Below are 13,220 nucleotides of genomic sequence, written 5' to 3' on the forward strand. Positions count from 1 at the left end.
CTTCTTAAAACGTCTTCGCGTTTTTCTCTAATTTTTGCCGACTATTTTGTAGAATATAAATCGCTACGATAACAATAATAACACCCAATGTTTCAATCCATGTCATATGCAAACCTAAAAAGACAACACTGAGAACTGAAGTCACAATCGGCTGAACTGCATCCATAATGCTTACCACATCTGATGGAGCAAAACGCAGACTGTATAAAAGGGTACTGAACGACATGATCGTTCCGATTAAGATAACTGCTGCCACAGCCACTACTAGTTGCCAACTCACAGTTGGGTGGTTATGCCAAAATGGATGGTTGGTATTAAAGCCGATACTTGCGATCAATGTTCCCCACCCTAAAACGACAAACGGGGGATTCCCAGCAGCAATCAGAGGACGAGGAAAAACTACGTAACAGGCAGCCGTAACTGCAGAGATCAATCCCCAAATTAACGAATCCATAGGGATAGCTAACTGCGTCATGTCCCCTTTGGTCAAAGCAAAAAACACACCCACTAAACATAACAAAAATGAAATTAAATCCGAACGCAAAGGTCGAATATGCTTAAAAAAGAAAGCTCCTGCAACTACAAATAATGGCGCTAAATATTGCAAAATTGTCGTAGCCGAGGCATTCCCCGTCTGAATTGATACATAAAACGAGCCCATGTTAGCCGCTAACCCTATCAAAGCATAGGCTAACAAGATCCCCACCGACTTCCAATTCTTAAAGACCCCCAGGGTTTTTTTCGACCCATAAAAAAGAAAACTAATCAGTAAAAGCGTCACTCCAGCGCCAAAAGTCCGCATTGATAAAAACCAGGCAGCTGGAATGGTGAGGTTTTGAGAGATAAATTGAGTTACTACCCCAGAGATTCCCCAAAATGTCGAAGCTAAAGCTGACAAGGCAATCCCCTTAATTACAGTAGTATTTGAAAACTCTGACTGCATAATCAGTCCCCTTTCAGTAAAAACTTCTCTCATTTTATAACAAAACTCTTTTAATTAAAAACAAAAAGGCAGGCAACGTTACGAAATTTTTCATTCGTAACAGAAGCCTGTCCTAATCCATTCTATAACTATTCTTTTTCTAAGTTAACTTGATACTGACGACTAGTTTGTCTCCGCTTAGCCACATGCCATACAACTCCTAAGGCAAAGCCAACTAGGGCTGGCACAACCCACGATAAGCCTAGGGCAGATAATGGTAAGTAGTGTAACCGGAAAGCGGCCACTGCTTGTCCAAATGCACTTTGACTTACTACGGCAGGGAAGGAAACCACCATATCAAAGAAAGCAGGTACCACCGTAAACAACACTACCGCAAAGTATACCCGGCCATCACGGTTGAACAATGGTGATGTCACTGACAATACGATCAAAACCATTGATAATGGATACAAGAACATCAACATTGGCACAGACCATGCAATGATTTGTTGTAATCCCAAGTTAGCTGTCAAGAAAGAAACGAAACAGTTCAAAAATAACCATGTGTGATAACTGAGCTGAGGGAAATGTTCATGGAAGTCTTGAGCAAAAGCAGCTACCAAACCAACTGCAGTGGTCAAACATGTTAAAGTCATCAAAACCGCTAAAAATGCTTGACCAGCTGTCCCTGCATAACCATTAACGATCTGGGAAAAAGCGATCCCACCATCTGCTGATAGCTTAAACTTGCCCAATGACATCACACCAACCATGACCAACAGCAGGTAGATCAACCCCATTGCAGCCATCGAAAAGACTCCGGCTTTAGTAGTTGTTACAGAAACACTTTCGTTCTTCTTCATCATCCGAATAGCTGTCACAACCGTTACCCCAAAGGCCAAACCTGCCAAAGCATCCATCGTATTATAGCCTTCCAAGAAACCGTTGATAAATGGCGCGTTGACATAAACAGTTGTTGCTTTAGCTAATGATAATTTTCCCATCGGGTGTAAAAATGCTACGAAGAAAACTACGAAAAGTAAGACTAAGAATGTTGGATTTAATAGCTTACCCAGATTTTCCACAATCTTATTTTGTCGATAAGATAATGCAAAAGCGGCTGCAAAGAACAAGGCTGAGAAAACTACTAAGCCCCATGTTTGCCAACCTGCAGGTAAAAGTGGTGCTACCCCCACCGTGTATGAAACGGTAGCTGTCCGTGGGGTCCCAAACAACGGTCCGATCGTCGCGTGAATCAAGACCATGAAGACCAGTGCAAAACCTGCTCCCAGTGGCAGTCCAACATCATAGACTCCCTTGGATTTGGTTACAGCAATTGCTAACACTGACAAAAGCGGTAATAATACCCCCGTTACTAAAAAACCGCCGGCTGCTAATAACCAGTTATGCCCGGCCATCTGCCCTAAATGCAGGGGGAAGATCAAATTTCCTGCCCCAAAAAACAAGGCAAAGAGCATCGAACTAACGACAAAATAATCTTTTAAGGTCAATTTACTATAATCTTTCTTCATAAAAATTCTCCTCACATGGTTTTGCCAATACCTCTTTGACCGCCTATCATCACGAAAAAAGGCGCCCTCAAACCGTCATTACGGTTCAAGGACGCCTCTTGTGCGTGGTACCACCCTGCATTCATAACCACATCGCTGCAGTTACCTTTCACGTACGGCCCCAAGTCATACTTTGAGCGATACGCTAACGCTATAATGGGCGTTCCCAATGGACCCTACTATGTTCGGGCCAACACTCGAAAGGGATTTTCATCTCAACTTCCCTCATCCCCTCACACCAACCGGGACTCGCTGTCAGTTCAGTTCAGACTACTCTTCTTTCTCATCGTGGTCTTTGATATTCGATCTTGCTTGCTAATAATATAGCTTAGGCCATCTCATCTGTCAATCATTTATTTAATATTTTTTTAATCGATATCCCATCAAAATAGTTTACAATAAGCATAAGTAATCACAGAAAGGATGTTTCCATGCTTTACAACGCTGCATTAGTCTTGGAAGGTGGGGCACTACGGGGACAATATTCTGCTGGTGTCGTAGACACTTTCCTGGCTCACCATATTGAATTTCAAAGTGTAATTGGTGTTTCAGCAGGGGCGCTTTGTGGCGCCAACTTTGTTTCTAAACAATATGGCCGTGTCACTTCAATCAACACTGGTTATCGCCATAATAGTGACTACATCTCGATTCGACACCTCCTACGCAAAAAGAGTATCATCGATCTCGACTACCTGTTTGAAGATCATGGTTTGCAATGGAGTAATTTTGACGAACGTGCTTACCATCGCTCAGCGACTAATTTTTCGATTGTTGCCACTTCTTTGGCCACTGGACAAGCTGCAGTTTTTACCAATCCTGGTGGCAAAGACCTGCAGGACGCGCTGATTGCATCTTCCTCCATGCCCTTTATGGCCGAACCACGGCAAACCACTCAAGGACTGTGCTTAGATGGCGGTGTCGCAGACTCTATCCCAGTTGATATTGCTCAAAAACAGGGCTTCGACAAAATTGTCGTTGTTCGAACCCGGGACATTAACTACCGCAAGAAAAAGACTAGTTCTGCAGTCGCTAAAATGTACCAACATCTCTACCGTCAATATCCGGAATTCATCCAGGCGGGGATTAACCGTCCAGAAATGTATAACCACCAAGTTGTCACAATTAATAAAATGCACCAACGAGGGGAACTTTTCTGCATCGCTCCGCAAATTCCTGTAACTATCAAACGACTGGAAGGCAATGTTAAAAAGCTGGATGCACTATATGAACAAGGACAAAGAGAGGCACACCGAATTCTCTCTCATCTGATCACTTATCTTGAAAATTGAATAATCATTCCTTACTAAGGATGAATAAACAACGAGGCTGGCGAGAAAGTAATTTTTTCTCACCAGCCTCGGTCTATTTAACAATTCATTTTAACGCAGAATTCGATACGCATATCCTACCACACAAAACAATTGGATCCACGCAATAATCAACCAGATGTTTTTATGATAAAACTTAGCTAATCGTTGGGGATTATTTGCCAAATCAGCGTGTTTATACTGGTAACTGGTGTAAATAAAGCTTCCAATTTCTAGAATAAAAAAGACCAGCCACAAGTGCGAAAAGTCTTTGAAAACATACAAGAGGAGCAACCACGCACCCCCAATTGTAAGTTCACTGACCGCACTCCCTACCAACAGTCGATTGACTTCTTCTGATAGCAAGCCGCCCGCTAACTCCTGTTGAAAAGTATTGCTTCGGATCAAGTACACCGATAAGGTATTAAGTATTTGTAGTAACAGGATTACCAATAACGCTACTTTCAGTAACGCATCCAAAATCAGCATGTTTCACCTCATTTTCTTTAAACACCATCTCTCACAAAATTGGTGAAAGCATCCGTGAAAAGTGTTGTTTGAACTTCCGCCATGATGATTGCTGAGCAAAATATTCCTCGGTCAACAATGTACAATCTTGGAGGTCATCTTCAAAAATTTGTTTTAATTGTGCAGTTAATTTTTTGTTATAAGCAAACGCATTAACTTCAAAGTTCAAGCGAAAACTCCGATAGTCCATATTAGCTGAACCCACCGAAGCAATATCGTTCCCACTTACCATTGTTTTAGCATGGAGAAAGCCTTTATCATACTTATAAACTTTAACTCCATTTTCGACAAGATACTTCGCATAGTATTCAGTTGCCCGATAAACAAACGGATGGTCTGGCATGCACGGAATCATGATACGAACATCTACCCCACTGCGAGCAGCAATGATCAACGCCTCTAAATATGAGTCTTCTGGAATTAGGTACGGCGTTTGAATATAGATATATTGTTTAGCCGAACCAATAATTGCTTCATACCCCCGCCGAATTGCATATTCCTCGTTGTCAGGACCAGAAGCCACAATTTGCATGGGGACTAAGTCCGGATCTGCTAAAGGTGGCTTTACCTCGAAATTCTTAAATTGATCTTCAATATTGATCCGTGGCTTATCAGTCCCCCGACAAGTGGTATTCCAATCCATCGCAAACCGGACCGTCATCATCTTAACTGCCTGTCCGACTACCCGCAGGTGTGTATCCCGCCAGTAACCAAACTTGGGATCTTCCCCTAAGTATTGGTCACCGATATTAAATCCCCCGATGTAGCCGATCTGTCCGTCAATAATAGCGAGCTTACGGTGTAAGTGATAGTTCATCCGGGGCGTTGTGAACCGTGCCTTGGCTTTAGAAGCAAAAGCCTGAGCCAACCCACCGTATGCTTCCAGTTGGGTGAAAAACTTGTACGTAGTGCCACGTGATCCAGCCATATCATACAAAACTCGAACCTGAACTCCCCGTTGGGCAGCGTGTTCTAAGGCAGTCAAAATGTATTTTCCAAGATTATCAGCATAAAAACTATAATATTCAATCAGCACATGATCCTCAGCTGCGTTAATGTCTGCAATTAAACTATCAAACTTCTCCTGACCATCGGTGAATATCTTGACCTGATTATCAGTTGTTAGCAACGCATCGTTGGTGCTCAAAAACAGGTCCACTAACTGCCGTTCACGTTTATGCTTAATGTGCTTATTCCCTGCTATCAGCTGCCGTTGCTTACGCAAAATACGGTTACGCAGAGCTGCTTGTTCTTCTTGAATTGAAAAAATTTTGTCATGCGAAAGTTGGCGTCCAACAAATAGATAAGCAATAAAACCTACATATGGAAAGATAGTTAACACTAATAGCCAAGCCCATGTTGAGGCAATATCACGATGGCTACGAAAAACCGTCCAAAATGCCAATACCGCATTAATCGCTAAAACAGCTTCAATAATACGGCGAATAATATCCCAATCCACTAACATAGTTTTCCTCCCCTGAATTCTTGTTTCCTATTTTACCACGTTCTTGGCTTCAACAAAAAAGACGCGAACAATATTGTTCGCGTCCTCAGCCACAGTGAAAGTAATTTTAGTCTTCTTTCTTTTGTGCGTTATTCATTGCTTCCATCAAAGAAGGATTCTTTGAGTGGCAATCTTTAATCATGTTTAAATCTGCTTCTGTTAATTCAACGATGTATTTTGTCATAGTTTTCACCCTCATTATTAAATCTAACTCATACTATATCACACTTATTTTGGTCTTTGATAACAAAGATCTAGGAGAACTACTGAGCCTTTTAGTTTGTTATTTTCTTTTTGCGGGTTAAGATAAGAACAACCAATAATTACTTACGAAAGGATGTCTTTTGTATGAGTTTAGATACTGCAATTTTTGCCGGCGGGTGTTTCTGGTGTATGGTTAAACCCTTCGATACTTTTCCCGGGATTGAAAAGGTTGAATCCGGCTATACCGGAGGCCACGTCCCTAATCCAACTTACGAAGAGGTCTGCACTGGGACGACTGGACATACCGAGGCCGTGAGAATCACCTTTGATCCTGAGAAAATTTCTTACTCAGAATTGGTCGAAATCTATTGGCGCCAAACAGATCCAACCGACGCTATGGGGCAATTCCAGGATCGTGGTGACCAGTACCGCCCGGTAATCTTCACCAATAGTCCCGCTCAACGGCAAATAGCCTTAGCTTCTAAGCAGAAGCTCCAAGCAAGTGGTCGTTTCGGTGATGCCGAAATTGTCACAACCATCGAAGATGCCCAACCTTTTTACCCTGCCGAAGATTATCATCAGGATTTTTACAAGAAGAATCCTTTCCGCTACATGATTGAAGAAAAAGGTGGGCGCGAAAAATTCATTAAAGAAAATTGGGCCGACTAACCATTCAATAAATATAATAGTTGGGAGATAACTTTTAGGTTCTAGACCTGCAGTTGTTTTCTACGTTATCCGTGAAATGTTAATAAATTAGACCGAGGCTGGTGAGAAAATATTATTTTCTTCCAGCCTTTTCCATTATCTTATTTAAATATTTCTGCACAAATTTGTTCCAAATGCTGCGCATCGACTTCATCAAAGTTACTTAACTTCGGACTATCGATATCCAAAACTCCCCACAATTGACCATGACGATAAATAGGTACCACAATCTCGGAATTTGACGCACTGTCGCAAGCAATATGCCCGGCAAACTCGTGGACATTCGGGACCACTATTGTTTCTCTACGGGCCGCTGCCGTTCCACAAACGCCTTTCCCCATTTGAATGTGCACACAAGCTACTTTCCCCTGAAATGGTCCCAAAATCAACTCATCATTTTCGTACCGATAAAAACCAGCAAAGTTAACATCATTTAACTGCTCATAGAGAAGTGCTGATAGGTTAGCCGTCTTAGCAACCCAATCTGTTTCTTCAGCTAATAATGCCTGTGTTTGTTCCAGTAATAATTGATAATCAGCTGCCTTCATATAATCCCTCCAATTTGCCTAATATTATACCAGAATGAGCACTTTTATTGGTCAAATGCACACTCATCTGGAGTGCCGGTTAACTCGGCCCACCGGGCGGCTAAAAGTTTGGCATAAGCAATATTATCTAGGCCGTATGCTCCTAGTGAATAGCCATCGTTAACTTCTACTAGTAAGGTTTGCCCACGCCGATCAACTCCAAAATCGATACTATAACCAGCTTTGGCTGTGTGATATGCAGCTAAACAATTTTCAATTACTGCCGGATCAAACTGGCAATGCCAATCACCCCAATACGGTTTAACCCCTAGAATCTGACCATAACGGACAAACACTCGCCATTCAGCCACAAAATCCACCACTTCACTACACAGGACCGGGATATTCTCATAACTCGAACCCATCCCTACCAAATCATGTGGTCCCCGAATCACCCGACTAACCGTTTGCTTTCCTACGAGTGATTTAACAAAGACCGGCCATTTTTCTGGATGAGCATTGATATTGTCCATCGTATCGTGCCAAATCTTACGGCCTAAATATGGTAAGAGTTCTGGTGGATAATTGATCTCGCCCCAATCTACTCCTAAATCTGCTAGCCGGGTTTGAACGGTTCTTATCCCACCCACTACGATATCAGGTCGCTCCAAGTCAGGACTAATTTCTGCCAAGTTAGTAAACAAGCGGGGCATAAACCCCATCTGATAAAAACCATCCATAGCCATATAACCATTGACACTATACGTCATTCCCTGACGATTTGCTTGAATATATACTTTCATTTAACCCCCTCCTTTTCATTCTCCATTTTAGTGAATTATTAACCTCATTGAGGTCATTTTTTATCCCAATAAAAAAACAGGAAACATAGTCTTCATACCATGTTTCCTGTCTAAGTTTAATGATTGCTATTATTCATCAAAGAGGATTGCCTCCCGATACTTTCGGGCTAGAATCGTTAAGATAATATTCAGTCCTACCATCGACCGTTCAGCTTGAGTGTATGAACTCGGTAGGCCTGACGTTTTGTAAAACAGCTTGTACTTCGCATGCTCTTCTAAGAAATTCTTCCCAAAATCGGTTACTGAACAAATAGGAACTCCATTGAGAACTAACTCAGTGATCGTATCGCGCACATTTGCTACGCTACCGCTCAACGAAACTACTACCACCAAGTCAGCGCTTGTCAACCGCGTGCTGACCATCTCAAAATTTGACTGCCCAGAAATAATAACATTATCTTTGCCCACTAGCATCAGCTCTTTAGATAACTCCCGGGCATAGTTCTCTTGGGTAAATCCTGTAGTATAGATAACTAAGGTCTGAGCTTTTTTGATCGCATTGATTAATGGTTCGAAGTTTGTCTGTTGTGCATATTGAAAAGTTTTATTGATATCCATCTGCAAGTTGCCCAACAAGTCACTCGGCACAATCGATGGCTGATTGAGGTCCTCACGTAAGGTATACTTCAGATCCGTATAACCACGGAAACCCAGCTTTTTAGCCAACCGTAAAATCGTACTTCTGGAGGACAGCACTTTGGCTGCCAGTTCATTGATTGACATCGTTGTTACTTGCTGGCGATGTTGGCGAATATAATTAATTGTTTCCTTTTCAGATGCTGACAAAACATCGTAAACTAATTTCACATGCTGGTCAAAATTCACTATACTCACCTACCTTTTTTCATCATACTACTATTTATCAAAATAATAGGCAAGCGCCTCATACGGCCGCAAAATTAACTTGTCAGCCAATTTATTTACTTCACCATGATAATTACTGCTGATCAATTCTGCATCCGCAATATCAAATGGTAATTGATACGGAACTTTTTCATCTGCAAACGAACAGATGACTAATAATTTTTTATCACCTAAAGTCCGGACATAACTAAAGACATCAGAATCGTCTGCCTTTACTAAATCAAAACTACCTTCCGTAATGATTGGCAGTTGCTTCCGCAATTTGATCAACTTCTGATAATGGTAGAAGATGGAATCTGGATCGGCTAAAGCTGCTTCAACATTAATTTGTGCATTATCAGGTGAATACTTGATCCAAGGTTGCCCGTTGGAGAAGCCATACCCTGTGGTAGCATCGCCATTCCATGGCATCGGTGTCCGCGCATTATCCCGTGACCGGAGGTAGACACACCGTTTGATGTAGTCTTCATCTTCACCATTTTCCCGCATCGCTTCAATAAAGTATTTTGTTTCAATATCCTGGTAGTCATCTAAGCTAGCAAAAGGTACGTTTTTCATCCCAATTTCTTCACCTTCAAAGATAAACGGTGTCCCCTTCATCATATGCAGTAAAGTTGCCAGCATTTTAGCAGATTCTACGCGATATTTACCATCATTACCAAAGCGTGTAACGGCCCGTGGCTGATCGTGGTTGCTCCAGTACAGGGAGTTCCAGCCTTTTTCCAAATCCTTCTGCCACCGGTTCAGAACCGTTCTCAAATCACTCATCTTGAAGCGCACATCGGAGAATTTTCCGTATTTTCCATAGTCCAAGTGCATATGGTCAAATTGGAATACCATATCAAGCTCTTGCCGGGCCGGATCAGTATATAGTAATGCTTGCTTACTGTTAGTATTAGGAGTTTCTCCCACTGTCATTACATCATATTGACTAAGAACTTTTTCATTCATCTCGTGGAGAAATTCATGTACCCGAGGACCATTTGATGCCCCGACATAGTATGACTTGGAATATGGAGTTCCAGCAGGTGCATCCGGATATTCTTGGCGTTTACTGATCAAACTGATAACGTCCATCCGGAAACCATCAATCCCTAGATCAAACCAACCTTGCATCATCTCATAGACTTTAGCTCGGACAGCGGGATTTTCCCAATTCAAATCTGGTTGTTCCTTTGCAAAACAGTGGAGATAGTATTGACCACGACTTGGGACATATTCCCATGCGGGACCACCAAAAGTTGAACCCCAATTTGTAGGTGCTGAACCGTCTGGTTGAGGATCTTTCCAAATATAGAAATCAGCATACGGATTATCTTTGCTTTGACATGATTGCTTGAACCATTCGTGTTGATCACTTGTATGGTTGACCACTAAGTCTAAGATAATCTTGATCCCATGAGCATGAGCCGTTGCCAACAAGTCTTGGAAGTCTCGTTTAGTCCCATATTGGGGCAAAATTTCCTCATAGTTACTGATATCATAGCCATTATCAACTAATGGTGATTGGTAAATTGGATTCAACCAAATGACATCAATCCCTAACTTGTGTAGGTAAGGAATTTTTTCTTCTAATCCCTTCAGATCACCGATTCCATCATCGTTAGAATCGTTAAAACTTTGGGGATAAGCTTGATAAATCACACTTTTTTGCCACCACTTAGCACTCATCTGTCATTCGTCCTCCTCATCTGCTTCAGCCTGTGCTTGTAAATAGTCATTGACATAAACTAATTGCGTACGTGCATCAGCAATACTCTTTTGAATCAATTCTGGTGTTATTTTTTGCCCCATTGTCCCCAGCAACACCGCCATAATTACTGGGAGGTTCATTCCAGTAATCACATGGATATTAGGTTGGTTGAGGTAGGGAATGAAACCTTGGTTTACCGATCCACTCAAGAGGTCAGTAAAGACCAATACTTCGTCATCAGGTCCAACACCGTTCAATGCTTTTTTAATTGCCTCTTCTACGGGTACATTATCCAGATATGCTGAAATTGCGGTAATTTCAGGTGCATTTGGAATAATATATTCAACCGTATCTTTCATCCCGGCCGCCAAAGTATGGTGGCTGGCAAAAATAACCTTTCTCATCTTACTCACCTACTCATCTTAAACCGTCAAAATCCCAAAGAAGGAACATACTAATGCCAAAGCAATGATTGCAAAAATCATTTGGATAACTGTCATCTTCTTGGAAACCAGTAACTTGTACACTACAAATGTCAATGCCACTGGTAATAATGCTGGCATAATCTTGTCTAGGATTTGTGTTTGAATTGGCATCTTAACCTTCCCAGTTGTGAAGACCAAGCCTACCTTCATCTTGACTACTGATGGAACTAAAGCTCCGATTACAGTCAAGCCCATGATTGAAGCTGCCTCTGTGAAGACGTTGATCTTTTCCCCTAAAGTTGTTACCAACTTCAAACCAGAATTGTAGCCTAAATCGAACAGCTTAAATCTAAAGAATAAGAAGAAAATGTTTAATAATAGCCAGATAATTGCGCCGGTTGGGTTACCTTGCAGACCCATGTATGCTGAAATGGATCCAATGATTGTTGGGTAAAGTACCCAGATCAAAGTATCACCAATTCCTGCTAAAGGTCCCATCATCCCTGTCTTAAAGTTTTGAACTGTATCCAGAGCTGCCAAGCCATCCTTTTCTTCCATAGCCAAGCTAGCACCTAGAAGAATGTTCCCCATCCAGGTAGTGGTGTTGAAATACTTAAATTGGTTATTCAAAGACTTCAAGTAGTCATCATCATTAGGATAGATTTTCCGCAGTGCCCGACCTAAGCCCCATACAGCACTGGTCCCTTGTTGGTTTTCATAATTAAAGGCATTGCAAGCCATGAACATATACCGGAAAGCAGCCTTCCGAATATCCTTCTTCGTTAAAATCTTGTTTGTTTCAATTTCGTTATTCATCCCAGTCGTCTCCTTCCTCATCGTCAGTTGCTGTCGCTACTGCAGCTGGAGTTGAACTCTTCTTCATTTCAACAGTGAAGTAGTAGTAGGCAATGGCTGCCCCAATAATTGATACCCCTAACATTGGTACGTTGAGGTATGCAGCAAAAACATAACCGATCATTAACATTGACATATACTTCTTAACCGGCATAACTTGTAACAGTAATGCAATCCCGACTACTGGCAACATGTTCCCGGCAATTGACAAACCGTTAGTAACCCAAACTGGCACTGCCTTCAACAAGACCTTAACGATCGTGCTCCCGAAAATGACACACAGAGCAGTTGGCAAACCAGTGGATAAGGAGAAGATCACTGGCCCGATCCAGAAGGAACGGAACATCTTTTCAAATTTATGTTCTTGAGCAGCTTTTTCAGCCCGGTGGTTAACCCAAGAGTTCAATAACTTAGCAACAACGTCTAATTGGATCCCTAACATCCCAACTGGAACACCTACGGCTAAAGCAACTGCCTTAGCTTGTTCAATATCATGGGTCGTCCGGCAGGCAACATAGATCCCCACAACTGTGGCCAAGCCCCAGTTAGGAACTGATGAGCCCCCAATGTTGGCAACCCCGAGGGCCATCAACTGGAAAGTACCCCCGATTACCATCGCTGTATGCATATCACCCATGATCAACCCGGCAACTAGTGCCACCATAATTGGGAACCAAGTCAAAAGTACCAAGCCTTGTTGGTCAAGGACCATCCACATTGATAAAAGAATAATTAATAAACCTTGCAACATTTCTATTCACATCCTCACTACTTGATATATGTTTCCAAAGGTTCTTCAGTATCACTAGGAACAAACTGGAAGGTAACTGGAACACCCTCTGCTTGTAATTGTTTGAAATCATCAATTTCTTTTTGGTTAACAGAAACCATCTTTTTTACTGTTTGCTTACCCTCACCATCGAACATAATGCCGATGTTTACTTTAGGAATCTTAACCCCGCCATGGAGTAACCGGAGTAAAGTTTCTGGTTCGCGCACAATTAAGAATACATTATGGTTATCATATTTACCTTTGTTGAAATTAGTGATGGCTTTTTCAGTGTCAATAATTGACATCCCCGTACCAGCTGGCTTACTCATCCGCATAGCAACCTTTTGGGTTTCATCCTTGCTAATTTCATCATCGACAACCATTAAACGTTTGGCCTGGGTTGCACCCGCCCACTGGGTTACAACAATCCCGTGAATTAAACGTTGATCGACACGTGCTAATACTAATGACATA

Annotated in this window: 14 protein-coding genes and 1 other annotated feature; of the genes, 2 read left to right on the plus strand and 12 right to left on the minus strand. The window is 41.9% G+C overall.

All coding sequences use genetic code 11. The annotated features are described in order from the left end of the window. Window positions 1-4 precede the first annotated feature (4 nt). On the minus strand, window positions 5-943 hold the full coding sequence (locus V3C97_RS06435; protein ID WP_338434033.1) for a DMT family transporter: 939 nt from the start codon (window positions 941-943) through the stop codon (window positions 5-7). A 128-nt stretch (window positions 944-1,071) separates the two neighbouring features. Continuing rightward, on the minus strand, window positions 1,072-2,454 hold the full coding sequence (gene brnQ, locus V3C97_RS06440) for a branched-chain amino acid transport system II carrier protein (RefSeq protein WP_338434034.1): 1,383 nt from the start codon (window positions 2,452-2,454) through the stop codon (window positions 1,072-1,074). An 84-nt stretch (window positions 2,455-2,538) separates the two neighbouring features. After that, window positions 2,539-2,789, minus strand: a binding site (T-box leader). A gap of 135 nt (window positions 2,790-2,924) precedes the next feature. Here brnQ and V3C97_RS06445 point away from each other — a divergent pair. Beyond that, window positions 2,925-3,782, plus strand: coding sequence for a patatin family protein (locus tag V3C97_RS06445; protein ID WP_338434035.1), 858 nt, complete (start codon window positions 2,925-2,927; stop codon window positions 3,780-3,782). A gap of 90 nt (window positions 3,783-3,872) precedes the next feature. On the opposite strand, the gene V3C97_RS06450 is transcribed toward V3C97_RS06445, so the two are convergent. After that, window positions 3,873-4,289: a hypothetical protein gene (locus tag V3C97_RS06450; RefSeq protein WP_009552129.1), complete on the minus strand. Its 417-nt coding sequence runs from the start codon at window positions 4,287-4,289 to the stop codon at window positions 3,873-3,875. A gap of 31 nt (window positions 4,290-4,320) precedes the next feature. Further along, a complete protein-coding gene (gene cls, locus V3C97_RS06455) occupies window positions 4,321-5,796 on the minus strand; it encodes a cardiolipin synthase (protein WP_338434036.1) in 1,476 nt (491 codons plus the stop codon). A gap of 387 nt (window positions 5,797-6,183) precedes the next feature. Between cls and msrA the strand changes: the two genes are divergently transcribed. Continuing rightward, window positions 6,184-6,708: a peptide-methionine (S)-S-oxide reductase MsrA gene (gene msrA, locus V3C97_RS06460; RefSeq protein WP_009552134.1), complete on the plus strand. Its 525-nt coding sequence runs from the start codon at window positions 6,184-6,186 to the stop codon at window positions 6,706-6,708. A 140-nt stretch (window positions 6,709-6,848) separates the two neighbouring features. On the opposite strand, the gene V3C97_RS06465 is transcribed toward msrA, so the two are convergent. From V3C97_RS06465 to V3C97_RS06500, 8 genes are all read right to left on the minus strand, one after another. Continuing rightward, window positions 6,849-7,295: a GAF domain-containing protein gene (locus tag V3C97_RS06465; RefSeq protein ID WP_268889284.1), complete on the minus strand. Its 447-nt coding sequence runs from the start codon at window positions 7,293-7,295 to the stop codon at window positions 6,849-6,851. Between the two features lie 44 nt (window positions 7,296-7,339). After that, window positions 7,340-8,077 carry an ATP-grasp domain-containing protein gene (locus V3C97_RS06470; RefSeq protein WP_338434037.1) on the minus strand — a complete coding sequence of 246 codons (738 nt, stop codon included), beginning with the start codon at window positions 8,075-8,077 and terminating at the stop codon, window positions 7,340-7,342. Between the two features lie 129 nt (window positions 8,078-8,206). Then, window positions 8,207-8,962 (minus strand): MurR/RpiR family transcriptional regulator, encoded by a 756-nt coding sequence (locus V3C97_RS06475; RefSeq protein ID WP_009552140.1) that lies wholly within the window; start codon window positions 8,960-8,962, stop codon window positions 8,207-8,209. A gap of 30 nt (window positions 8,963-8,992) precedes the next feature. Beyond that, window positions 8,993-10,672, minus strand: coding sequence for an alpha-glucosidase (locus V3C97_RS06480; protein WP_338434038.1), 1,680 nt, complete (start codon window positions 10,670-10,672; stop codon window positions 8,993-8,995). Window positions 10,673-10,675: 3 nt separating this feature from the next. After that, window positions 10,676-11,098, minus strand: coding sequence for a PTS sugar transporter subunit IIA (locus V3C97_RS06485; protein ID WP_009552144.1), 423 nt, complete (start codon window positions 11,096-11,098; stop codon window positions 10,676-10,678). Between the two features lie 18 nt (window positions 11,099-11,116). Next, the gene (locus V3C97_RS06490) at window positions 11,117-11,935 is read right to left on the minus strand and encodes a PTS system mannose/fructose/sorbose family transporter subunit IID (RefSeq protein WP_009552147.1); all 819 of its coding nucleotides are present in this window, start codon (window positions 11,933-11,935) and stop codon (window positions 11,117-11,119) included. After that, a complete protein-coding gene (locus V3C97_RS06495; RefSeq protein WP_009552149.1) occupies window positions 11,928-12,725 on the minus strand; it encodes a PTS mannose/fructose/sorbose/N-acetylgalactosamine transporter subunit IIC in 798 nt (265 codons plus the stop codon). Before V3C97_RS06495 ends, V3C97_RS06490 begins: the two co-directional genes overlap by 8 nt. Before the next feature lie 17 nt (window positions 12,726-12,742). Then, complete coding sequence (locus tag V3C97_RS06500; protein WP_009552150.1) at window positions 12,743-13,219, minus strand: PTS system mannose/fructose/N-acetylgalactosamine-transporter subunit IIB; 477 nt, start codon at window positions 13,217-13,219, stop codon at window positions 12,743-12,745. Window position 13,220: the final 1 nt, after the last annotated feature.

Source organism: Ligilactobacillus saerimneri, assembly GCF_036689625.1.
GTDB classification, from domain to species: domain Bacteria; phylum Bacillota; class Bacilli; order Lactobacillales; family Lactobacillaceae; genus Ligilactobacillus; species Ligilactobacillus saerimneri.